Here is a 20,485-nt window from a genome sequence, read left to right on the forward strand (position 1 = left end):
GCCGCAACGCTCGCCGGCTTCGTCAGCGCCAAAGCCGACGCAGTTGTGTGAATCCCGTAGCCCGCTGGGGGAGGATCTGAACGCAACATATCGTCAGCGCCTCGCGACCAAGAGGCCCCTCCCCACACCCCAACGGGGAGAGGAGATAGAGCTAGAATTCCTCTCCCTCGGGAGAGGCTAGGTGAGGGGGCGGCGCGCAGCGGCGCGTCAGTTCTCGCCCCCACCAAAGCACCTCCCCTTCCATTCCCCCACGTAACGATCCGAACACTCACCGGATAAGATCCCCGGGGAGGACATCACCATGAACGCTGCCGCGATGAACGCGCTGCTGGCCAAGCAGAAGGCCGCGCATCTGCGCGACGGGGCGCCGAGCGCCGCCAAGCGGATCGAGCAGCTCAACCGCTGCATCGGCCTGCTGATCGACAACCGTAAGGCTATCGAGGACGCGCTGAACCAGGACTTCGGCTCGCGCAGCAAAGAGGCCACGGCCTTCACCGACATCGCCGCCTCCATCGGCCCGCTGAAGCACGCGCGCGATCACCTGACCAAGTGGATGGCCCCGGAGAAGCGCAAGCCCAGCCCGGCGATCCTGGGGCTATTCGGTGCCAAGGCGGAGATCCGCTTCCAGCCCAAGGGCGTGGTCGGGATCATCAGCCCCTGGAACTTCCCGGTGAACCTCACCTTCGCGCCTCTGGCCGGGGTGCTGGCGGCCGGCAACCGGGCGATGATCAAGCCCTCGGAGTTCACGCCCGCCACCTCCGAGCTGATGGCGGTGATGTTCGCCGGGGCGTTTTCCGACGAGGAGATCACCGTCGTCACGGGCGGGCCGGAGGTCGGCCAAGCCTTCTCAGGCCTGGCCTTCGACCACATGATCTTCACCGGGGCGACCAACATCGCCCGCCACGTGATGCGCGCGGCGGCCGACAACCTGGTGCCGCTGACCCTGGAGCTGGGCGGCAAGAGCCCGGTGATCCTCGGCAAATCGGCCGACATCGACGTGGCCTCGGCGCGGATCATGAACGGCAAGACGCTGAACGCCGGCCAGATCTGCCTGGCCCCCGACTATGTGCTGACCCCGCGCGAGAGCCTGGAGCCGTTCATCGCCGGGGCCCAGGGCGCGGTGGCTAAGATGTTCCCGACCATCAAGGACAATCCCGACTACACCGCCATCGTCGCCCAGCGGCACTATGACCGGATCAAGGGGTATGTGGACGACGCCCGCGCCAAGGGCGCCCGCATCATCGAGCTGAAGCCGGACGGCGAGGACCTGACCCAGCAGGAGCATCGCAAGATCGCCCCGACCCTGATCATCGACCCGACCGACGACATGCTGGTCATGCAGGAAGAAATCTTCGGCCCGGTCCTGCCGGTGAAGACCTATAGCGGCATCGACGAGGCCATCGCCTACGTCAACAAAGGCGATCGCCCGCTCGGCCTGTACTATTTCGGGACCGACGCGGCCGAGCGCGAAAAGGTGCTGGAAGGCACCACCGCCGGCGGGGTGACGATCAACGACGTGGTCTTCCACGTGGCCCAGGAGAACCTGCCGTTCGGCGGGGTCGGGCCGTCGGGCATGGGCAGCTATCACGGCGTCGACGGCTTCCGCGAGTTCAGTCACGCCAAGTCGATCTACTCCCAGATCAAGGCCGACAAACCCCTCCAACAGATGCGTCCGCCCTACGGCCCGGCCATCCGCAAGTTCCTGGAAGGCCAGCTGAAGCGCTAGGCGGGGCGCCCCACACTCGTCATCCTCCGGTCGTCTGCAAGACGATCCGGGGGACCCAAGCCGAGTTGCAAACCGACCACCGCCCTATGGGTCCCCCGGATCTCGCTGCGCGAGCCCGGAGGATAACGAGGTGGGTGGTGGACGCGCCAAAATCCCTCTCCCTCGGGAGAGGCTTGGTGAGGGGGCGGCGCGCAGCGGCGCATCGCCCCCCCCCTACGCCGAGGCCAAGCCCCGGCGGCGGCTGACCCGCACCGCCCCGCCGACCCCGGCGAAACCGATGATCATCATCGCCCAGGTCGCCGGCTCGGGCACCGCCGACACGCTGAGCGGCGAGGCGTCGAGCGTGGCGTTGTCGAAGGCCGCGCCGATCCCCGTGCCGCCGATCAGGATATGGAGCGGCTTGCCGAGGAAGCCGTCGCCAGCCCCGGTTTCGAACACCAGGCTGACGGTTCCAAAGCTCCCCGGCGCGATCGTGACCCCGCTGGTCGCGTCGCTCAGCTGGGCGAAAATCTGGCCCGTGCCGTCGAGCAGCCCGCCCAGCAGACCGATCTGGAACCCGAAATCGCCCGTGGCGTACTGCCGACGGCCGACGTCCATGGTCAGGGTATAGCGGGTGTTGGCCAAGATCGTGTGGCCGGCGACCTTCTGGGCCAGCATGGCGGGGTTCGAGGCTTTGGAAATGCCGTTCCCGTGCGCCCAACCGACGCCGGCGTGGGCCGCTTCATCGGTGAAGGACGCTGCGGTCGGATTCCAATGGCCGGTCGAGGACCCGCCCGAGGCGCCCCAGCCAGTAGGGCGCCGCCGGCGTGGCCGGGACGGAAATCGCCGTCGGCCTGGGACCAGCCGGCGTTGAAGTTCGCGTTCTCGAGCGCCACGGTGGCGGCGTGAGCGGCTCCGGCGGCGCCCAGCAGGGCCGCGCCGACGACAGCCGCGCCAATAATCTTATGCATGGGTGATCTCCCCCAATGTTGAAGCCGCAGGATCGCGGCGGGTCGGGGGATCGATCGGGGATTTGGCGGCCGCTCGCCAAACCGCCTGCGACGAGCGGCCGCGGTTTCTGCGACGAACGGGCGGGATTCGCCTGTCAGGCGTGCGGGCAACAAAAAACGCCGCCCTGACGGACGGCGTTCATGTCGTCGATTGAGGCTAGGCCTACTCGCCCGAGCGCAGTTGCTCGCGGGCCTGGGCCAGCAGTTCGTCCATCTTCATCCGGACTTCGCCTTCGCTGACGGCGACGCCCGAGCCCTTCAGGTCCTCGAACACCTTGCGCAGCACGTCGTCGTCGCCGGGCAGCTCGAAGTCGGACTTCACCACCGCCTTGGCGTATTCGACAACGCTGTCTTCCCCCAGACCCATCAGGCCTGCAGCCCATTCACCCAGCATGCGATTGCGTCGCGCGCCGGCTTTGAATTCCTGCTCCTGGTCGAGCTCGTACTTCTTTTCGAAGCCACGCTCGCGATCGTCGAAGGTCGTCATGTGTTCCCCAGTAGGCGGTAGATCGGGCGTTGCATATCCCTTGCGTCGTTCCCTCGCAACGTAAACGCATCAACAGGCGATGCGGCGCTTACGCCGTTTGCGCCGCAGCGCCCGTTCCGCTAATTTTAACCGGCCTCAGATGAGCGAGAGGGCCTTCGAGTCGGAGCCGCGCGCGTTGGGATCAACCGCGCGCGTTTTTCTTTTCCGAACAATGGCCAAGCCCTCGCTCTGGGAGAAGGCGCATATGACCACCCGCCGCAAGAAGATCTACGAAGGCAAGGCCAAGATCCTCTACGAGGGCCCGGAGCCCGGCACCCTTATTCAGTATTTCAAAGACGACGCCACAGCATTCAACGCCCAAAAGAAAGCAATTCTTGAGGGCAAGGGCGTCATCAACAATCGTATCAGCGAATACGTCATGGTGAAGCTGAACTCCATCGGGGTCCAGAATCACCTGATCCGTCGTCTGAACCTGCGCGAACAGCTCATCCGCGAGGTGGAGATCATTCCGCTGGAAGTCGTTTGCCGCAACGTGGCGGCCGGCAGCCTGTCGCAGCGCTTCGGCCTGCCCGAGGGCCAAGCCCTGCCGCGCTCGATCATCGAGTTCTATCTGAAGGACGACAAGCTCAACGACCCGATGGTCGCCGAGGAGCACATCACCGCCTTCAACTGGGCCTCGACCCAGGAGATCGACGACATGATGGCCCTGACCCTGCGGGTGAACGACTTCCTGACTGGCCTGTTCGCCGGCGTCGGCATCACCCTGGTCGACTTCAAGGTTGAATTCGGCCGGGTCTACGAGAACGACTTCGCCCGGGTGATCCTCGCCGACGAGATCAGCCCTGATTCCTGCCGCCTCTGGGACACCCAGACGAACGAGAAGCTGGACAAGGACCGCTTCCGCCGCGACATGGGCGACGTCATCGAGGGCTACACCGAAGTGGCCCGCCGGCTCGGCATCATGAAAGAGATGCCGACCGTCATCCAAGGAGGTCTCCACTAGTGCGCGCTAAAGTTCATGTGTTCCTGAAACCCGGCGTGCTCGACGTCCAGGGCAAGGCCGTCGAGAACGCCTTGCACGGCTTGGGCTGGCCGCAGGTCGAGGGCGTGCGCGTCGGCAAGACCATCGAGTTCGACCTGAAGGCCGAGAACGCCGAGCAGGCCGAGGCCGAGGTCAAACAGATGTGCGAGAAGCTGCTCGCCAACACCGTGATCGAAAGCTACCGGGTCGAGGTGGCGTGAGGGGCTCGGCGCTTCTCGCGCTGATCCCACTGCTCGCCCTTGCCGCCTGCGCGCCGGAACCACCCCCGGCGCGCCCAAGGCTGGCGCTCGATTGCAGCCTTCCCTACGAGACGCTCGCCGCCAAGGTCCTGGCTCAGCCGGGCCTGAAGCCCGCGCCGCAGGAGCGCGGCGAGCCCTATCGCTTCTACAATGTGGAAGGCGGCGGCGAGGCGTTCGTCCTGACGCAGGCCGGCGCACCCGGCCACCCGGCGATCCTCAAGCAGGAAGCCGTCCAGGAAAACGGCCGCAAGGTCATGCAGAACACCGGCTGCCCCTACGGGGACAAGGCTGGATTTGACCAGGTGATGGCCTATCTGCAAAGCCTCAGCGCCAGATGATCCGCACGCCAGATGCGGCACATCCGCCTCTCCCCTTTTCTGACGAAATCGCCTAGAGAACCGCCCATGAAAGCTGCCGTCATCGTTTTCCCCGGTTCCAACTGCGACCGCGACTGCAAGGTCGCCATCGAGCGCTCGACGGGCGCCAAGGTGGACATGGTCTGGCACGGCGACACCGCCCTGCCCTCCGGCCTGGATCTGATCGTGCTGCCAGGTGGGTTCTCCTACGGCGACTACCTGCGCTGCGCGGCCATGGCTTCGCTGTCGCCGGTGATGGCCGAGGTCCGCGCCGCGGCCGAACGCGGCGTCGCCACCGTCGGCATCTGCAACGGCTTCCAGGTGCTGACCGAGGCCAAGATGCTGCCGGGCGCCCTGCTGCGGAACGAGAAGCTGAAATACGTCTGCAAGCCGGTCGGCCTGGAAGTCACCAACGCCCAGACCCGCTTCACCGCCGCCTATAACGGCCGCCGCGAAGTCGAGATGACGGTCGGCAACGGCGAGGGCAACTTCTTCGCCGACGAGGAAACCCTCGACCGGCTGGAGGGCGAGGGCCAGGTGGTCTTCCGCTACCTCGACAACCCGAACGGTTCGTCGCGCGCCATCGCCGGCATCGTCAACGGCAAGGGCAATGTCCTGGGCCTGATGCCTCACCCGGACCGCGCCTTCGAAGAAGAACTCGGCTCGGCCGACGGCGCCCTGCTGTTCCAGAGCGCGCTCGCCAGCGCCTAGTTTCGGGCCAAGCCAAGATCTGAGAACGCCCGCGCGTCGCCATCGTCGGTGACGCGCCCGACGCCGCACGTCGGTAACAGCTATCAAAACAACGTTCGGTTCGCCGTACTCGTCACCAACGAGAACAAGGCGCCGTCACTGGCGGACGCCATACGGGAGGACCGAATATGAGCGACGGCTCCATCGACATCGCCCAAGAGGCGCGCCGGCAGGTGAGCGACATTCCGCTGGGCCAGCTGGACCCGGCCCAGCCTGAACTCTTCAGCGGCGACGCCATGTGGGAGCACTTCGCGCGCCTGCGCCGCGAAGACCCTGTGCATTTCACGGCCGAGAGCGCCCATGGCCCCTACTGGTCGATCACCAAATACAACGACATCATGGCCGTCGACACCAATCATCAGGTGTTCTCTTCGGCCGATGGCATCGTCCTACAGAGCCTGGAGTCCAAGGCCGAGAACGCCGGGCGCCCGAGCCGGCCGTCCTTCATCTCCATGGATCCGCCCAAGCACGACGTGCAGCGCAAGGCGGTCAGCCCGGCCGTGGCGCCCGCCAACCTCCACCTCATGGCCCCGGTGATCCGCGAGCGGGCCGGCGCCATCCTCGACGCTCTGCCGATCGGTGAGGAATTCGACTGGGTCGACCTGGTCTCCAAAGAGCTGACGGCCATGACGCTGGCCACGCTCTTCGACTTCCCCTTCGAGGATCGCCGCAAGCTCACCTACTGGTCGGACATGATGACCAACCCGCCCGGCCACGGGGTCTGCGAGAGCTGGGAGCAGAAGCGCCGGGAGATCGGCGAGTGCTTCGACGCCTTCGACGGCCTGTGGAACCAGCGCATCAACGCCCCGCCGCAGTCCGACATGATCTCCATGCTGGCCCATGCCGAGGCCACCCGGGACATGGATCCCCACGAGTACCACGGCAACGTCACCCTGCTGATCATCGGCGGCAACGACACCACCCGGAACACCATCTCCGGCTCGATCTACGCGCTAAACAAGAACCCGGAGCAGTACGCCAAGCTGAAGGCCAACCCCGCCCTGATCCCCTCGATGGTCTCCGAGACCATCCGCTGGCAGACGCCGCTGGCGCACATGGCCCGCACGGCGACGGAGGACTTCGAGCTCAGCGGCAAGCTGATCCGCAAGGGCGACCGGGTGGTGATGTGGTACGTCTCGGGCAACCGCGACGACGAGGTCATCGCCAATCCCGACAGCTACATCATCGACCGCGAGAGGCCGCGTAACCACCTGTCGTTCGGCTTTGGCGTGCACCGCTGCGTCGGCAACCGACTGGCCGAACTGCAGCTCACCATCATCTGGGAAGAGATCCTGAAGCGCTTCCCCAGCATCGAGGTGGTGGGAGAGCCGCTGCGCACCCACTCGGTGTTCGTGAAGGGCTACGAAACCCTGCCGGTGATCATCCACGGCCGTAACTGATCGAAGCTGGGCGGCGAGCTAGTCCTCGTCGCCCTCTTCGTCGCCGATCGCCTCGGTGACGAGCTTACGCCACACCGGATCGGTGTCGTCGACCAGATCGACGTCTTCCAGCAGGGCGACCGCGCCGCCGCCGTCCGGCGTGAGCAGGCCCAGCACCTCCATGGTCTCGCCGTCCTCGGTGTCGTGCGCCTCGGCCTGGACCACGATCGCGGCCTCTTCGCCGTCGTCGGTCCACCAGATCACCGGCTGCGGCAGCTCCATGTCGATGGGCCGGCCGTTCTGCGTGTCACCCAGCGCGAAGATCGCCACCCGCCGCTGCACGTCGTCCAGCGTCGCCAGCACCCCGACGAAGGGCTTCAGACGCGTCCAGTCGTCGACATCGAAGCCGGTGTCGTCGAAGCTTGGTTGTTCGTCGCTCATCAATCTGCCTCCACCGCATCCCGCACCGATCTCCACCCTGCGGGTAAAGACCAGATCAATGCGGTCGCCCACCACGCTCAACTCTAGCTGATCGCCATCCTGGCCGCTCGCGCCGCATGCGGGGATGTGCTCTGATTTTCGCGATCAGGGAGCAACGCAATGCCGACTTCCGTAAAAGACCTGCTTGCCGCCGCCAACGAGGCCGTACCGCGGATCAGTCCCGCCGAGGCGAAGAAGCTCATCGCAGATGAGAACGCGCTGGTCATCGATGTGCGCGACCCGCCGGAAGTCGCCGCGACGGGAAAGGTGAAGGGCGCGATCAACATCTCGCGCGGCATGATCGAGTTCCGCGCCGACTCCGATACGGCGTCCTACAATCCCGCGTTCCAGAAGGACCGCCCGATCATCCTCTACTGCGCTTCGGGCGGGCGTTCGGCCTTGGCCGGCAAGGCGCTGAAGGAGATGGGATACGAGCGCGTTCAGAACCTGGGCGGGTTCAAGGACGCCTCGGAGGGCGGGCTCGACATCGAACCGGCCTAGCGATCAGGCCGGGGTCGGCGGAACGGCGGGAAGCTCGGTCGGCGGCGTGTGCTTTTCGCCGAGCACCACCACGAGGCTGCCGACGAGGATCAGCAAGCCGCCAGCCCCCAACGCGAACGTCAGGTGATCGCCAAACAGCAGCACCCCGATCGCCGCGCCCATCAGCGGCTCGATATTGATGAAGACCCCGGCGCTGGCGCTGCCCACCCGCGCCGATCCGTATTGCCAGGCCGCGGTGGCCAGCAGGGTCGAGAATACGCCCTGCCCGACGATGCCCGCCCATGCCGCGGGGCTGAGGTCGAGCCTGGGCGCGCCATGCATGAAAAAGGCGATGGGCAGGATGGTCGCCGCCGCCACGACGATGGTCACGGCTGGAATGGCCATGGGGCTCGCTCCGATCGGGGCTTTGCGCACCACGAAGAGCCAGGCCAGGAAGATCAATAGCGCCGCCAGCGACAGCGCCACGCCAACCAGCGTTCCCGCGCTCCCCGGCTTTCCAGCGATCAGAAGCGCCCCCAGGGTCGCGGCCGCGACACCCACCCAGGACGCCGGGCTGACCCGCTCGCCGAGGAACCTGGCGCTGAGCGCGATCAGGGCGGGCATCACCCCGACCAGCAGCGCCGCGAGGGTGACGCTGACCCGCGCCAGCCCCTCGAACTGCACCAGGAAGGCGACGCCGTAGAGCGCGCCGGCCAGCAGCACCACCGGTGAGCCAAACAGCGCGCGCGTCTCGCGGTCGCGCAGGGCGAAAGGCAGCGCCGCCAGGGCGGCGACCGCGAAGCGCAGCAACACGACCTGCGCCGCATCGGTTTCGCGCAGTGCCAGCTTGCCCAGCGGAAAGCCCATGCCCCAGAAGACGCCAGCGGCGGCGAGCGCAAGAAAGGCGAGGCGTTTCATACCCGCTTCCTGCCGTATTCGTCCCACGAAGGCGATAGACGGCGTGCTCCGACCCCAGCGGCCCGATTGTCAAACCCAGGCGCCTGCGATCTAGTCCACGGCTCAGGACGACGGAGACCGAACATGGCTGAGAAAATGACGAACTTCGTCGCCGAGTGCCGCGCGCTGCGAGGCCAGTCCGATTGGCCCGCGCAGATCGCCGGCGCGATGAAGCGGCTGCTGGCCGCCGGCGACCTCACCGGAGAACTCCGCAGCGAGTTGGAACCGGGACAGCTTGCGAAGATCTATGTCCAGTCGCCGGACCTGACGATCTACTCGGTCTGGAGCGAAGGAGGCCTGCGCGGCCCGCCTCACGACCACGCCACCGATGCGATCATTGGGCTGGTCGAGGGCGTCGAGCAGTACAAGACCTATCAGGTGGACGGGGAGCATTGCGTCGAGACCGGGCTAAGGCGCGTCACGGCGCCGGCGGTGGCGGTCCTTGGCCAGGAGGCGATCCACGCCATGTGGAATGAGCCGGGCGAGACCGGCCTGTCCCTCCATGTCTATGGCAACGCTCATTTCGAGGCCCCCGACCGGCGGATGTGGGACCCGCAGACCTATGTCGAGACCGCATTCGACCACCGCCAGCAGTTCAAATGGACCAAGGAACTGACGGCGGCCGGCCAGGCGCCGATACCTGCGATTTAGTGGAGGGTGGCTGAGGCCTCCTCCCCGTCCCACATCCGCACCGGCATCGGGAAACCCGCATTGCCGAGCGCAATATTCAGGGTGCGCGCCAGCAGCATCGGCGCCTCGCGCGTCCTGACCAGGGGCGTCAGCAATTGCATGGCGACCTCGGGCGCGACCCGCGCCAGGCCGCAGGCCAGCACCACCCGCTGTTCGTCATGAGAATAGCCGCTGCAGGCCACGCAGTGGACCTGCATGGCGCGGGCGGCCTCGCGCTCGATACGCTCCATCATCGCGACGAACACCGAGGCGACCGGCCTGGACGCCACGTGGGTGAGGCTGGGCGCGATCAAGGCGCGCGGCTCGTCACCGACCATCCGGGCGCGGGCCCAGGTGCGCAGCCCCGCCAGGACCAGCTGTTCGGAGAGCGCCAGCCCGGCGGGTCCGATCCGCAGACTGGCGGCGGCGAGAGGTCCAGGTCGCATGGGGCGCTTCATATCAATTTGCGAATGACTCGCAATATCGATAAGCACGATACCATCGACGGTCAATGGCGCGCCGCGCGTCTGACCTGCGGCTTTGTCATGACCTGACGTCATGCACTAAGCAGTCCCCCGACTCCGCTGAGAGCGGCGCAAGGGAGCGGTCATGCAACATCGGATGGGTCTTGGAGAGCTGCTGGACACGGACGGCGCGCTGGTCGAGCGCGGCTGGGCCACCCAGGAGGTCCGCCGCTACAGCCGATCCGTGCTCAAGTCCCCCGATCCGCGCATCAAGGAATGGGACTATTACTGCGTCCTGACCGACGAGTTCGGCATCGCCCTCACCGTGGCCGACAACGGCCATATGGGCTTTCTCGGCGTCTCGTGGATGGACTTCCGCGCGCGCAGCTTCGTCAACGGCGGCGTCGGGACCCCGGCTCCGAACGGCGCGATGGACCTGCCGTCCAGCGCCGACCACGGCGACATCGTCCAGGTTCATCCGAAGATGCAGATCGCGTTTCGCCATGAACCGGGCGGCCGCCGCCTGACCATCGACGCCCCGGGCTTCGATAAGGGCCGCGGGATTTCCGGCGAGCTTTGGCTGGCCCAGCCGCCGATGGACCGGATGGTCATCGCCACCCCGTTCCCGGAGGTCCCAGAGGCCTTCTACTACAATCAGAAGATCAACTGCCTGCAGGCCAGCGGCCACATCGACTATGCCGGCGAGCGCTACGACTTCGCACCGGAGCAGGCCTTCGGGGTGCTGGACTGGGGCCGAGGCGTCTGGACCTTCGACAACACCTGGTACTGGGGCTCAGCCTCGGGCCTGGTCGACGGCAAGCCGTTCGGCTTCAACATCGGCTACGGGTTTGGCGACACCTCGGCGGCCAGCGAGAACATCCTGTTCTTCGACGGCAAGGCCCACAAGCTGACCGAGTTGACGTTCCATCTGCCGCAAGGCGCCCACGACAGCGCGCCCTGGCGCTTCACCTCCAGCGACGGGCGCTTCGAGATGACCTTCGAACCGATCGTCGACCGCGCCGCGTCCTTCGCGATGGGCGAGATCAGCTCGGCCCAGCATCAGGTGTTCGGCCGGTTTTCCGGCCAGGTGGTGCTCGACGACGGCGTGCGCCTGCAGATCCGCGACCTGATCGGCTTCGCCGAAGAGGTCCATAACCGCTGGTGATCAGGCGCCGCGTCCGGCCGCCAGCGCCCGCCTGACCTCATCAGGCGCCACCGATGGGCCGAACCGGCGGGTCAGCCGCTCCAGCGGTCCGCGCATGACGTTCGCGGCCTGACTGGGAACGCTGAAGAAGCGCGCCGCCATGTAGTACTGATACGTCACGACCCTGCGGGCATGCTCAGGCCCGATGCGTTCCAAGAGCGCTCCGAGTTCGGGCGGCAACTCCCGGTCTTCGGGGGGCAGGAAAAGCAGCCCGATCTCCCGACGCGCCGCCGGGCCGATCCCTCCCAAGCGCTCGAACACGGCATGGGCCTCGCTACGCGCGTCGGCCGCCAGCAACGTCTTGGCCTTCAGAAGCAGCACGTAGTTCTCGAATTCCGATCCGGGCTCACACAGCTTCAGGCCTTCGTCATAGAGACGCCACGCCGCCTCGAGATCGCCGCGATAGGCTTGAAGCTGCGCCAGAATCGGAAAGGCGGCGGCGAACGCCGTGCTGCCGGCGAAGGCCGCTTCGGCCAGCTCCTCGGCCAGGGCGACATGGCCGCGATGGACGGCGAGCAGCAGATCGGCCGCCGCCAGCCTGAAGACCGGATCGCCGACCAAGGCCGGCAGGCAGGCGAACACCAACGCCTCGATCTCGTCCTCGACCTTGGCCAGCCGCACCGGATCGAACACCTCGCCGCCTGTCCCCAGGACCAGATTGGCGAAGAGTTGCATCGCCCACATCAGCATGGCCCGCGGCTCGGCGGGGTCGAGCGCCCGCGCGCGGAGGAGTTGGTCCTTGTTCACCTGCCAAACCCCGCCGGCCCCGCCCAGCAAGATCGACGCGCCATGCATTCGCAACTGAAGCGGCTCGTCCGTCGGCCCCGGCGCGGCGTCCCCCCCTCCGGCGACATGCCGCCATAGCGCGGCGACCAGATTGTCGGCGAGGGCGGTGATCTGCGCCTGGTCGATCGGATCGCAGAACACCTCGCGGTCCGCGCCGACGATCTGGCCGCCTGGAACCGCCCGGAGCACGAAGGCCGCGTGCAGACGGTCCCGCCCGCCGTGGAAGCTGCCTTCGACGACGAACCGGCCCGCCGCCGCGTGCTCCGCCTTGGCGGTGCGCGCCTCCAGCGCGGCCTTCAGGCTGCGTAGGACCGTCTTGGCCTCGGCCCCGCCGCCCGCCTGGTCCAGGCCACGGATCGCGCCTACCCCGATCAGCCCATCCTGACCGGCGGCCTCCTGCTGGGCCGGCGCGATCCAGACGTAGCCCTCGCCGTACTGGGTGGAGATGAACCGGCGCACGCGGCCGTGGTCGTTCAGCTTCCGGCGCAGCCGGTTGATGACGAAATCCACATTGCGGTCGGAGCCCTCCGACCCCAGGGCCGACAGCAACTGATCCCGGGTCAGCAGTCGTTGGGGCCGCTCGACGAACAGCAGCAGCAGGGCACGCTCCTGACGCGTCAGGCGCACCGCCGCCCCATCATCGCGCTGGGCGACGAGGAAGCCGTCGTCAAAGGTCAGGTCGTGAAAGCGAACGCGTTCCATGGCCTGCACATCCTTCACGGAGTCACCGGCGCCGCCCATTCAAATACTGGCACAACAATCGGCCTCTATAGGACTGCATGGCGACTAAACCAAGCCGCGCGCCGCGGCCCTGAAATCCATAGGAGCTAGTCATGCATCGCTTGATTGTTTCGACTTTCGCCCTACTCGCCCTGATAGGAACCGCCGCACATGCCGAGCAGGGAACCATGCGCGTGCAGGTGCAAGACCTCAACCTCAACGCCGCGCCTGGGGCTCAAATCGCCCTGCGGCGCATCAAGTCGGCCTCGACCGTCTTCTGCGGCGGCGTGGTGACCCATCCCGTGGGTTCGGGCTTGGCCGAGGCGGCGTGCAGCAAGGCCATGACCGCCAAGGCGGTCGCCCAGCTGAACGCCCCGCTGGTCACCGCCCTCTACAGCCCGCAAAGCCAGGAGGGCGCGACCAGACTCGCCCAGCGCTGAGCGCCGGTTCAGGCCTGCTGCTGCTTCAGCGGCAGCAGCGCCAGGAAGCTGACCAGGGCGGCGACGGCCAGATAGATCCCGACCGGGACCAGGCCGCCCTGATTGGACAGCGCCTGGGCGACCATCGGGGTCAGGCCGCCGCCGATGATGCCGCCGACATTGAAGGCCATCGAGGCGCCGGTGTAGCGCACCCGGGCCGGGAACAGTCCCGGCAGGAAGGCGCCCAGCGGGCCGTAGACGAAGCCCATGGTCAGCAGGGCCAGCGACAGGAACGCCCAGCAGGCGAGCAGCGAGCCTGAGCCCATCATCGGCGCGATCAGGGCGCCGACCGCAACCGCCATGACGCAGCCCGACATCAGGACGCGGCGCGGGTTGGTGGCGTCGGACCAGTAGCCGGCGATCACGATGCCCAGCGCCATGAAGCCGATGGCGCCGAGCTGTATGCCCAGGAAGGTCTCGCGGCTGTAGCCCAGGGTCTGGACGCCGTAGCCCAGCGCAAAGGCGGTCGCGAGATAGAAGGTGGCGAAGCAGGCGACGACCGCGAAGGTGCCGGCCAGGGTCGGCGCGAGGTGACGCTTGAACAGTTCGGCCAGCGGCACGGCGGAGGGCTTTTCCTCCTCGAGCGCCTTGGAGAAGGCCGGGGTCTCGGTGAGTTTCAGCCGCACCCAGAGGCCGACGCCGACCAGCAGCACGCTGCCCAGGAACGGGATCCGCCAGCCCCAGGCCTGGAACTGCTCGGGGGTGAGCAGCATGCCGAGGAGCAGGAACAGGCTGTTGGCGGCGATGAAGCCGACCGGCGCCCCCAGTTGCGGGAACATGCCGTAGCGCGCGCGCCAGCCGGGCGGAGCGTTCTCGACCGCCAGCAGGGCCGCGCCGCCCCATTCGCCGCCGAGACCAAAGCCCTGGCCGAAGCGCAGCACGCAGAGCAGCACCGGCGCCAGCCATCCGGCCTGGGCGTAGGTCGGCAGGAAGGCGATGGCCACGGTCGATCCGCCCATCAACATCAGCGAGGCGACCAGGGTCGACTTGCGCCCGATGCGATCGCCGAAGTGGCCGAACACGATCGCGCCCAGCGGACGGGCGAAGAAGGCCACGGCCATGGTCGCGTAGGACGACAAGAGCTGCATCGAGGGCGAGGCCGAGGGGAAGAACAGCGGGCCGAACACCAGCGAGGCGGCGGTGGCGTAGATGTAGAAGTCGTAGAACTCGACCGCCGTCCCAACCAAGCTCGCCGTCAGGACCCTACGCGTCGACGGCGCCGTCGCCGTCGCTGAACTGCTCGCCATGCTATCCCCCACCTATGTGCGAACGGCTTCGCGCCTGGGACGCCGCAGGTCAAGTCGCCAGCGACGGGGCGCCGCGCTTGCCTTGCCCGTCCTGGTCGGCCAGATGGGGCCGCGCCACGCGCGGCGCGAGCTCGGACCTTGCCGCCCATGTCCTCGACCATCGAGCCGTTCCACGCCATCGCGATCAGCGCGATCGCCCATCAGCTGAAGAGCCAGGGGCGCTCGGTCATCCACATGGAGTTCGGCCAGCCCTCGACCGGCGCGCCGAAGGCGGCGATCGCCGCGGCCCACAAGATCCTCGACACCGACCCGATGGGCTATTGGGAGAGCCCGGAGCTGAAGGCGCGGATCGCCCGGCACTACAAGGAGGTCTATGGCGTCGAGGTTCGCGCGAACCAGTTGATCCTGACCTGCGGCGCCTCGCCGGCCCTGGTGCTGGCGCTGTCGTCATGCTTCTCGCCGGGCGACCGGGTGGCCTTGGCGCGGCCGGGCTATGTCGCCTACCGCAATACCCTGAAGGCCCTGCACATGGTTCCGGTGGAGCTGGCCTGCGGGCCGGAGGAACGCTTCCAGCTCAGCGCCGCGCGGCTCGCCGCCCTCGATCCCGCCCCGGCCGGGGTTATCCTGGCCAGCCCAGCCAACCCGACCGGCACCATCATCCCCGCCGCCGAACTGGAAGCCATCGCCCAGGTCTGCCGCGAGCGCGGGATCAAGATCATCTCCGACGAGATCTATCACGGGCTCAGCTATGTCGAGCCGGCCAGCTCGATCCTGGAGTTCGAGCCGAGCGCCCTGGTGGTGAACAGTTTCTCGAAATATTTCAGCATGGCCGGCTGGCGGCTGGGTTGGCTGCTGAACCCGCCCGAGCATGTCGAGCGGGCGCGGGCCTTCATGGGCGCGCTGTTCCTGACCCCACCGTCGCTGGCGCAGCACGCGGGGCTGGCGGCGATGGACAGCCGTGAGGAACTGGGGGGCCACATCGAGGTCTACCGGCGTAACCGGACCCTGCTGCTGGAGGCCCTGCCTGATCTGGGTCTCGACGCCATCGCCCCGCCGGACGGCGCCTTCTACATCTATGCCGACGTCGGCCACCTGACGCGCGACAGCCTGGAGTTCTGCCAGACCCTGCTGCGCGACACCGGCGTCGCCACTGCGCCGGGCGTCGACTTCGACCCGGTCGAGGGCGGGCATTTCATCCGCATGAGCTTTGCGGTCTCGACGCCGGAGATCGAGGAGGCGCTAAGGCGCCTGAAGCCGTGGTTCACGAGCCGCAAGCGCCTGAGCGCCTGACGACGCTACTTCTTGGGGGTGATCGGCGAGAGGAACGACTTGGTCGCTTCGGCCGGCTTGTCTTTCACGGTCTTCGGCTTTCGGACTTCGCGATTGCTCTTCTTTTGGCCTTTGGCCATGGGACGTTCCTTTCAGGAAACGGGATGAACCCGGGTGTTCAGACGTCGGTCGCGCGAGCTTCCGCAGAGGCGGCGAGCGCCAGTTGCGAGCGCTTGCGGGCATAGGTCTGGTCGGTGGTGAAGGCGCTGACCGCGCGCCGGTGATGGCGGTCGCGCTCCAGCGAATGGAATTGCTGTCGCAGCAGGCGGAAGACCCAGACCTCGGCCCCGACCTCGTCGCTTGCGGTCATCGCCAGCGCCCGGGCGGCGGCCAGGGTTTCCTGCACCAGAGCCTGAGCCTCGTTGGCGTCGCGCGTCATGCGGTTCGCCCAATCGAGAAGACGCGGCTCCAGCGCCATGATCTCCTGGCGCTTCTCCTGAGACAGGGTCGTCATGCGCAGACCGCCAGCGCCCAACGCCCTTCGGACTGCAACCGAAGGGGACCTTCTTTGATCGGCGTCATACTTGCGGCTTTCCGGAGCGGAGGCGAAGACGCGCGACGCACGTCGGTTTGCACCCTTCCCGACCACCGGTCGGCATCCGTTACGGGAACCTACCATGTCGCCGCCCGAACGGCGCATGATATCGCCAGGGCCCACCCGGCCGGAGGCAGACCTCTTTACGGGATTTTCTGGCGGACGTCCGGCCGAGCGCCCATACTCCCAGCGTGCGCCGTCGAACCTGCGCCGCCAGCCAAACGGTTGAGCCTGTTCGACGCGGCGCCCCTTCGAGACAACAATGCCCACGCTCTTCATCGCGTCCGCCGCCTGCGTGCTGGCGGCGATCGGCGTTTCCGCCTTCTTCGCCCTGCGCCGACCGGGACGTCGACATTGAGTCCGGCCAAGCGCGCCACCGCGCCGGTCCGCACCTTCCGGGCCAGCCTGCGCGGCGGCGTGTGGGAAGTAACCCGCGACTACGTCTTCTACGGCGACTACCTGACCCGCGAGGAAGCGATCGACGGCGCCTGCAAGGCGGCGCGCTCCGTCGAGGCGTCCGGCGGGTCGGCCCGCGTCATGGCGACACCCAGCGACACGCTCATCGCCCACCAAATTCCGCGCTTCAAGCCATGAGCGGCGGCGGCGCCCCCGAGGCCCCCGCGCCAGAGCCATGCACCGGCGTGCACGTCGTTGCACGCCAATGCGCACCCGCATCGGAAGGACTACGTTAGATTGGCGTGGCAGCTCGGCGTCCACGCGTCGCCGAACGGGTGAGGCGCGAACGCTCGGAGTTTCGCGCCTCCAGCGTAGCGCCGTCCCTGGGGGGGCGGCGCCACGCACCCCCTCCCGAACCCCTTCATTCAAGCCCGTAGCTGCATCAAGACCGCGGGGCGCTTAGGCCTGCGGACCGGCTGGAAACCAGCGCTTGGGCGCGGCGCGCGGCCGCAAGGCGCATTCCAGGGCCTCTGCCCTATCGCGCACCGCGCCGAGTCCGGCTATTACGCGCGCATGAGCGCTCAGCCTGCAAAGACCCTCCGCGAAACCGCCGCCGAGTACGGCCTGAAGTCGGAAGAATACGACGTCATCCTGCAACGCCTGAACCGGGAGCCGAACCCAGTCGAACTGGGCGTGTTCTCGGTGATGTGGAGCGAGCACTGCTCCTACAAATCCAGCAAGAAGCACCTGGGCAAGTTCCCGACCACGGGACCCCGCGTGATCTGCGGACCAGGTGAGAACGCCGGCGTCATCGACATCGGCGACGGCCAGGCCTGCATCTTCAAGATGGAGAGCCACAACCACCCGTCCTACATCGAGCCCTATCAGGGCGCGGCGACCGGCGTCGGCGGCATCATGCGCGACGTCTTCACCATGGGCGCGCGCCCCATCGCCCTGCTGAACGCCCTGCGTTTCGGCGATCCCAGCCATCCGAAGACCAAGCGCCTGGTGTCGGGCGTGGTCAGCGGCATCGGCGGCTACGGCAACTGCGTGGGCGTGCCCACCGTGGCCGGCGAAACCAATTTCCATCGCGGCTATGACGGCAACATCCTGGTCAACGCCATGTGCGTGGGCCTGGCCGACGCCGACAAGATCTTCTACTCGGCCGCCCCGGCCGCCGGCCTGCCGGTCGTGTACTTCGGTTCGAAAACCGGCCGCGACGGCATCCACGGCGCGACCATGGCCTCGGCCGAGTTCGACGACGCCTCCGACGAAAAGCGCCCGACCGTCCAGGTCGGCGACCCCTTCGCCGAAAAGCTGCTGATCGAAGCCACCCTGGAGCTGATGGCTTCGGGCGCGGTGGCCGCCATCCAGGACATGGGCGCGGCGGGCCTCACCTCGTCGTCGGTCGAGATGGCCGGCAAGGGCGGGGTCGGCATCGAGCTCAACCTCGACATGGTGCCCCAGCGCGAAGACGGCATGAGCGCCTATGAGATGATGCTGTCGGAAAGCCAGGAGCGCATGCTGGCGATCCTGAAACCCGGCCGTGAGGCCGACGGCCAGCGCATCTTCGAGAAGTGGGGCCTGGACGCCGCCACCATCGGGATCACCACCGACACCGGCCACATGGTGCTGAAGCACCAGGGCGAGATCGTCTGCGACGTGCCGCTGGCCCCGTTGTTCGACGACGCCCCGCTGTATGATCGTCCGTGGGTCGCGACCCCGGCCCAGCCGCGCCTCACCGCAGCCGAGGTTCCGGCGCCCGCCGACTACGCCGGCGCGGTGCTGAAGCTGATGAGCGCGCCGGACATGGCCTCCAAGCGCTGGCTGTGGGAGCAGTACGATCGCCACGTCATGGCCGACACCCTGGAGGACAGCGCCACCGGCGCCGACGCCGGGATCGTGCGCGTGCATGGCTCCAGGAAGGCCCTTGCGGTCACCTCCGACTGCACCCCGCGCTATGTGCTGAACGACGCCTATGAGGGCGGCAAGCAGGTGGTCGCCGAAGCCTGGCGCAACCTGACCGCGGTCGGCGCAGATCCGATCGCCATCACCGACAACCTGAACTTCGGCAACCCCGAGCGCCCCGAGATCATGGGCCAGATCGTCCGCGCCATCGAAGGCATGGCCGAAGCCTGCCGGGCGCTCGACTTCCCGGTCGTGAGCGGCAACGTCTCGCTCTACAACGAGACCAACGGCCAGGCCATTCCGCCGACCCCGACGGTCGGCGCCGTGGGCCTGATCCCCGACTATGCGCGCCGCGCCGACTTCGCGGGCATGAAGGCGGGCGACGCCCTGGTGCTGGTGGGCGACACCACCGGCGAGCTGGGCGCCAGCATGTACCTGCGTGAAATCGTCGGTCGTGAGGACGGCGCCCCGCCGCCGGTCGATCTGGCGCAGGAGCGCAAGGTCGGCGACATCATCCGAAACTTGATTCTCTCGGGCCAAGTCACTGTCGTGCATGACCTTTCGGATGGCGGCCTGATCGCCGCCGCCGCCGAGATGGCGCTGGCCTCCAAGCTCGGCCTCAACCTGACAGCGCCGGAAGGCGTCGCCGTTCACGCCGCCCTGTTCGGCGAGGACCAGGCCCGTTACCTGATCGCCGTGAGCGACCCGGCGGCCGTGCTGGACGCCGCCAAGGCGGCTGGTGTGACAGCCAGTGTGATCGGCCAGGCCGGTGGCGATGACATCGCCGTCGAGGGCCTGTTCGCCCTGCCGCTCGCCAAGCTCCGGGACGCTCACGAGGGCTGGATGCCGGCCTATATGGGCGGCTAGGACACATTAAAACCGGCGGCCGATTGGATCGGCCGCCGGCGCTCTATCTCTGCCTTATGCTCGACGTCCGCCTAGACGGCCCGCGACGTCGACGGCCGCGCCCGGTTCGACCGGATCGCCGCGCCCAGACCAAAGAAGCCGATAATCATCATCGCCCAAGTCGCCGGCTCAGGAACCGCGCTCACGGGCGGAATCACCGGAGGCGTCACGACCGGCGGCTCCGGCGTGACCGGCGGTATCGGCGGACCTGGTGGGATCAGCGGCACGACGGGCGGCCCGACCGGCGGAACCGGGGGACCAACAGGCGGAACGGGGGGACCGACAGGCGGCTCGACCGGCGGAACCGGAGTCTCTCCGCCGCCGCCGGGCGGTTGACCACCGCCACCGCCACCACCACCGCCGCCGCCAAAGCCGCCGCCACCCGGACCGCCCGGACCACCGAAGCCAATCGGCCAGCCGGCGCCTGGAGCGCCTAGAGCCGGAGCGCCTTCGTTGGCGGCGAGTTGGGTGGGCGCAAGCTCGCCCACGGGTTCGGGCCCGGCGATCTCGTCCAGCAAGCGCTGGGCGGCGGGTTTCGCCTCCGGCGGCAGGGCTGTCTGGATCGACGGCGCGCGGTCGCAGTCGATCGAAGGCGCCGGAGGCAGGGCCCCGGTGCGCATCTCATAGGAGGACTCGAGAAGCTGTTTCGACGGAAGCGCCGGCTTCGCGGCCGCCACGATCAGGCGAGCCTTGCGGACGACCGGCTTACGGACGTGGTGCACAGGGGTCGTGGCGCGAACTGCGGGCTTGCGAACGGTCGGGCGAGCCTTTGGCGGCGCAGCCGGCCGAGCGTCGAACGCGCGAACCTTCGGGAAACAATCCTCGGCGGCGGCGGGTCCGACAACGGTCATCCCCAACAAAGCGCCTGCCACTACATAACGAGATAAAGCCATGGCTCCGTTCCACACACGACGAGATATCGGGTGATATCCATGTACAAATACGTTCGTTCCGAGC

General features: G+C 67.6%; 23 protein-coding genes. 13 read left to right on the forward strand and 10 right to left on the reverse strand.

The genetic code is table 11. The features are described 5' to 3' along the window. Window positions 1-301 precede the first annotated feature (301 nt). Window positions 302-1,726, forward strand: a complete 1,425-nt coding sequence (locus ASE02_RS09555) for a coniferyl aldehyde dehydrogenase (protein WP_056733558.1) — start codon at window positions 302-304, stop codon at window positions 1,724-1,726. 213 nt (window positions 1,727-1,939) lie between these two features. Here the strand turns inward: ASE02_RS09555 and ASE02_RS22640 are convergent, their stop codons facing one another. Further along, window positions 1,940-2,383, reverse strand: coding sequence for a PEPxxWA-CTERM sorting domain-containing protein (locus ASE02_RS22640; protein ID WP_056733560.1), 444 nt, complete (start codon window positions 2,381-2,383; stop codon window positions 1,940-1,942). A gap of 495 nt (window positions 2,384-2,878) precedes the next feature. Continuing rightward, the gene (locus ASE02_RS09565) at window positions 2,879-3,202 is read right to left on the reverse strand and encodes a DUF1476 domain-containing protein (protein WP_056733562.1); all 324 of its coding nucleotides are present in this window, start codon (window positions 3,200-3,202) and stop codon (window positions 2,879-2,881) included. Between the two features lie 244 nt (window positions 3,203-3,446). Here ASE02_RS09565 and purC point away from each other — a divergent pair, with 244 nt between their 5' ends. The 5 genes from purC (at window position 3,447) to ASE02_RS09590 (ending at window position 6,989) form a co-directional block, all read left to right on the forward strand. After that, window positions 3,447-4,205, forward strand: a complete 759-nt coding sequence (gene purC, locus ASE02_RS09570) for a phosphoribosylaminoimidazolesuccinocarboxamide synthase (RefSeq protein ID WP_056733564.1) — start codon at window positions 3,447-3,449, stop codon at window positions 4,203-4,205. Then, window positions 4,205-4,444: a phosphoribosylformylglycinamidine synthase subunit PurS gene (gene purS, locus ASE02_RS09575; RefSeq protein WP_056733566.1), complete on the forward strand. Its 240-nt coding sequence runs from the start codon at window positions 4,205-4,207 to the stop codon at window positions 4,442-4,444. Before purC ends, purS begins: the two co-directional genes overlap by 1 nt. Beyond that, the gene (locus tag ASE02_RS09580) at window positions 4,441-4,821 is read left to right on the forward strand and encodes a hypothetical protein (protein ID WP_056733568.1); all 381 of its coding nucleotides are present in this window, start codon (window positions 4,441-4,443) and stop codon (window positions 4,819-4,821) included. The genes purS and ASE02_RS09580 overlap by 4 nt, the downstream gene beginning before the upstream one ends. 66 nt (window positions 4,822-4,887) lie before the next feature. Then, the gene (gene purQ / locus ASE02_RS09585) at window positions 4,888-5,550 is read left to right on the forward strand and encodes a phosphoribosylformylglycinamidine synthase subunit PurQ (protein WP_056733571.1); all 663 of its coding nucleotides are present in this window, start codon (window positions 4,888-4,890) and stop codon (window positions 5,548-5,550) included. A gap of 167 nt (window positions 5,551-5,717) precedes the next feature. Next, complete coding sequence (locus ASE02_RS09590; RefSeq protein WP_056733573.1) at window positions 5,718-6,989, forward strand: cytochrome P450; 1,272 nt, start codon at window positions 5,718-5,720, stop codon at window positions 6,987-6,989. A gap of 18 nt (window positions 6,990-7,007) precedes the next feature. Here the strand turns inward: ASE02_RS09590 and ASE02_RS09595 are convergent, their stop codons facing one another. Continuing rightward, window positions 7,008-7,409, reverse strand: a complete 402-nt coding sequence (locus tag ASE02_RS09595; protein WP_056733575.1) for a hypothetical protein — start codon at window positions 7,407-7,409, stop codon at window positions 7,008-7,010. Window positions 7,410-7,568: 159 nt separating this feature from the next. On the opposite strand from ASE02_RS09595, the gene ASE02_RS09600 reads away from it, so the two are divergent. Then, window positions 7,569-7,949: a rhodanese-like domain-containing protein gene (locus ASE02_RS09600; protein WP_056733577.1), complete on the forward strand. Its 381-nt coding sequence runs from the start codon at window positions 7,569-7,571 to the stop codon at window positions 7,947-7,949. A 3-nt stretch (window positions 7,950-7,952) separates the two neighbouring features. Here ASE02_RS09600 and ASE02_RS09605 read toward each other — a convergent pair whose 3' ends face one another. Beyond that, a complete protein-coding gene (locus tag ASE02_RS09605; RefSeq protein WP_056733578.1) occupies window positions 7,953-8,846 on the reverse strand; it encodes a DMT family transporter in 894 nt (297 codons plus the stop codon). 123 nt (window positions 8,847-8,969) lie between these two features. Here ASE02_RS09605 and ASE02_RS09610 point away from each other — a divergent pair, with 123 nt between their 5' ends. Next, window positions 8,970-9,536, forward strand: coding sequence for a hypothetical protein (locus tag ASE02_RS09610; RefSeq protein ID WP_056733579.1), 567 nt, complete (start codon window positions 8,970-8,972; stop codon window positions 9,534-9,536). Here the strand turns inward: ASE02_RS09610 and ASE02_RS09615 are convergent. Continuing rightward, window positions 9,533-10,000, reverse strand: a complete 468-nt coding sequence (locus tag ASE02_RS09615; protein WP_056733582.1) for a hypothetical protein — start codon at window positions 9,998-10,000, stop codon at window positions 9,533-9,535. The two genes, ASE02_RS09610 and ASE02_RS09615, sit on opposite strands and share 4 nt — an antisense overlap. Window positions 10,001-10,163: 163 nt before the next feature. Between ASE02_RS09615 and ASE02_RS09620 the strand changes: the two genes are divergently transcribed. After that, the gene (locus tag ASE02_RS09620) at window positions 10,164-11,183 is read left to right on the forward strand and encodes a DUF2804 domain-containing protein (RefSeq protein WP_056733584.1); all 1,020 of its coding nucleotides are present in this window, start codon (window positions 10,164-10,166) and stop codon (window positions 11,181-11,183) included. Here the strand turns inward: ASE02_RS09620 and ASE02_RS09625 are convergent, their stop codons facing one another. Beyond that, on the reverse strand, window positions 11,184-12,710 hold the full coding sequence (locus ASE02_RS09625) for a winged helix-turn-helix domain-containing protein (protein WP_162257160.1): 1,527 nt from the start codon (window positions 12,708-12,710) through the stop codon (window positions 11,184-11,186). It lies immediately after the preceding gene. Between the two features lie 131 nt (window positions 12,711-12,841). On the opposite strand from ASE02_RS09625, the gene ASE02_RS09630 reads away from it, so the two are divergent. Beyond that, complete coding sequence (locus tag ASE02_RS09630) at window positions 12,842-13,168, forward strand: UrcA family protein (protein ID WP_082601978.1); 327 nt, start codon at window positions 12,842-12,844, stop codon at window positions 13,166-13,168. An 8-nt stretch (window positions 13,169-13,176) separates the two neighbouring features. On the opposite strand, the gene ASE02_RS09635 is transcribed toward ASE02_RS09630, so the two are convergent. Beyond that, window positions 13,177-14,454: an MFS transporter gene (locus ASE02_RS09635; RefSeq protein WP_056733590.1), complete on the reverse strand. Its 1,278-nt coding sequence runs from the start codon at window positions 14,452-14,454 to the stop codon at window positions 13,177-13,179. 147 nt (window positions 14,455-14,601) lie between these two features. Here ASE02_RS09635 and ASE02_RS09640 point away from each other — a divergent pair, with 147 nt between their 5' ends. After that, a complete protein-coding gene (locus tag ASE02_RS09640) occupies window positions 14,602-15,744 on the forward strand; it encodes an aminotransferase class I/II-fold pyridoxal phosphate-dependent enzyme (protein WP_056733592.1) in 1,143 nt (380 codons plus the stop codon). Between the two features lie 5 nt (window positions 15,745-15,749). Here ASE02_RS09640 and ASE02_RS23330 read toward each other — a convergent pair whose 3' ends face one another. Next, entirely contained in the window at window positions 15,750-15,863 is a 114-nt protein-coding gene (locus ASE02_RS23330) for a hypothetical protein (RefSeq protein ID WP_369818541.1), read from the reverse strand. Window positions 15,864-15,901: 38 nt separating this feature from the next. Further along, on the reverse strand, window positions 15,902-16,237 hold the full coding sequence (locus ASE02_RS09645; RefSeq protein WP_056733595.1) for a sigma factor: 336 nt from the start codon (window positions 16,235-16,237) through the stop codon (window positions 15,902-15,904). A 435-nt stretch (window positions 16,238-16,672) separates the two neighbouring features. Here ASE02_RS09645 and ASE02_RS09650 point away from each other — a divergent pair, with 435 nt between their 5' ends. Together ASE02_RS09650 and purL are read left to right on the forward strand one after the other, a co-directional pair. Next, window positions 16,673-16,912 (forward strand): hypothetical protein, encoded by a 240-nt coding sequence (locus ASE02_RS09650; protein ID WP_056733596.1) that lies wholly within the window; start codon window positions 16,673-16,675, stop codon window positions 16,910-16,912. A gap of 375 nt (window positions 16,913-17,287) precedes the next feature. Beyond that, entirely contained in the window at window positions 17,288-19,489 is a 2,202-nt protein-coding gene (purL, locus tag ASE02_RS09655) for a phosphoribosylformylglycinamidine synthase subunit PurL (protein WP_056733598.1), read from the forward strand. Between the two features lie 71 nt (window positions 19,490-19,560). On the opposite strand, the gene ASE02_RS22315 is transcribed toward purL, so the two are convergent. Beyond that, on the reverse strand, window positions 19,561-20,379 hold the full coding sequence (locus ASE02_RS22315; protein ID WP_162257161.1) for a PEPxxWA-CTERM sorting domain-containing protein: 819 nt from the start codon (window positions 20,377-20,379) through the stop codon (window positions 19,561-19,563). Between the last annotated feature and the right edge of the window lie 106 nt (window positions 20,380-20,485).

It is taken from the genome of Phenylobacterium sp. Root700, assembly GCF_001429025.1.
Lineage (GTDB): Bacteria > Pseudomonadota > Alphaproteobacteria > Caulobacterales > Caulobacteraceae > Phenylobacterium.

What these genes read in the sequence shown, in the direction of transcription:
- ASE02_RS09555 (WP_056733558.1), top strand. Translation starts at nt 302, where the DNA reads ATGAACGCTGCCGCGATGAACGCGCTGCTGGCCAAGCAGAAGGCCGCG.
- ASE02_RS22640 (WP_056733560.1), bottom strand. Translation starts at nt 2,383, where the DNA reads ATGCTGGCCCAGAAGGTCGCCGGCCACACGATCTTGGCCAACACCCGC.
- ASE02_RS09565 (WP_056733562.1), bottom strand. Translation starts at nt 3,202, where the DNA reads ATGACGACCTTCGACGATCGCGAGCGTGGCTTCGAAAAGAAGTACGAG.
- purC (WP_056733564.1), top strand. Translation starts at nt 3,447, where the DNA reads ATGACCACCCGCCGCAAGAAGATCTACGAAGGCAAGGCCAAGATCCTC.
- purQ (WP_056733571.1), top strand. Translation starts at nt 4,888, where the DNA reads ATGAAAGCTGCCGTCATCGTTTTCCCCGGTTCCAACTGCGACCGCGAC.
- ASE02_RS09590 (WP_056733573.1), top strand. Translation starts at nt 5,718, where the DNA reads ATGAGCGACGGCTCCATCGACATCGCCCAAGAGGCGCGCCGGCAGGTG.
- ASE02_RS09595 (WP_056733575.1), bottom strand. Translation starts at nt 7,409, where the DNA reads ATGAGCGACGAACAACCAAGCTTCGACGACACCGGCTTCGATGTCGAC.
- ASE02_RS09600 (WP_056733577.1), top strand. Translation starts at nt 7,569, where the DNA reads ATGCCGACTTCCGTAAAAGACCTGCTTGCCGCCGCCAACGAGGCCGTA.
- ASE02_RS09605 (WP_056733578.1), bottom strand. Translation starts at nt 8,846, where the DNA reads ATGAAACGCCTCGCCTTTCTTGCGCTCGCCGCCGCTGGCGTCTTCTGG.
- ASE02_RS09610 (WP_056733579.1), top strand. Translation starts at nt 8,970, where the DNA reads ATGGCTGAGAAAATGACGAACTTCGTCGCCGAGTGCCGCGCGCTGCGA.
- ASE02_RS09615 (WP_056733582.1), bottom strand. Translation starts at nt 10,000, where the DNA reads ATGCGACCTGGACCTCTCGCCGCCGCCAGTCTGCGGATCGGACCCGCC.
- ASE02_RS09620 (WP_056733584.1), top strand. Translation starts at nt 10,164, where the DNA reads ATGCAACATCGGATGGGTCTTGGAGAGCTGCTGGACACGGACGGCGCG.
- ASE02_RS09625 (WP_162257160.1), bottom strand. Translation starts at nt 12,710, where the DNA reads ATGGAACGCGTTCGCTTTCACGACCTGACCTTTGACGACGGCTTCCTC.
- ASE02_RS09630 (WP_082601978.1), top strand. Translation starts at nt 12,842, where the DNA reads ATGCATCGCTTGATTGTTTCGACTTTCGCCCTACTCGCCCTGATAGGA.
- ASE02_RS09635 (WP_056733590.1), bottom strand. Translation starts at nt 14,454, where the DNA reads ATGGCGAGCAGTTCAGCGACGGCGACGGCGCCGTCGACGCGTAGGGTC.
- ASE02_RS09640 (WP_056733592.1), top strand. Translation starts at nt 14,602, where the DNA reads ATGTCCTCGACCATCGAGCCGTTCCACGCCATCGCGATCAGCGCGATC.
- ASE02_RS23330 (WP_369818541.1), bottom strand. Translation starts at nt 15,863, where the DNA reads ATGGCCAAAGGCCAAAAGAAGAGCAATCGCGAAGTCCGAAAGCCGAAG.
- ASE02_RS09645 (WP_056733595.1), bottom strand. Translation starts at nt 16,237, where the DNA reads ATGACGACCCTGTCTCAGGAGAAGCGCCAGGAGATCATGGCGCTGGAG.
- purL (WP_056733598.1), top strand. Translation starts at nt 17,288, where the DNA reads ATGAGCGCTCAGCCTGCAAAGACCCTCCGCGAAACCGCCGCCGAGTAC.
- ASE02_RS22315 (WP_162257161.1), bottom strand. Translation starts at nt 20,379, where the DNA reads ATGACCGTTGTCGGACCCGCCGCCGCCGAGGATTGTTTCCCGAAGGTT.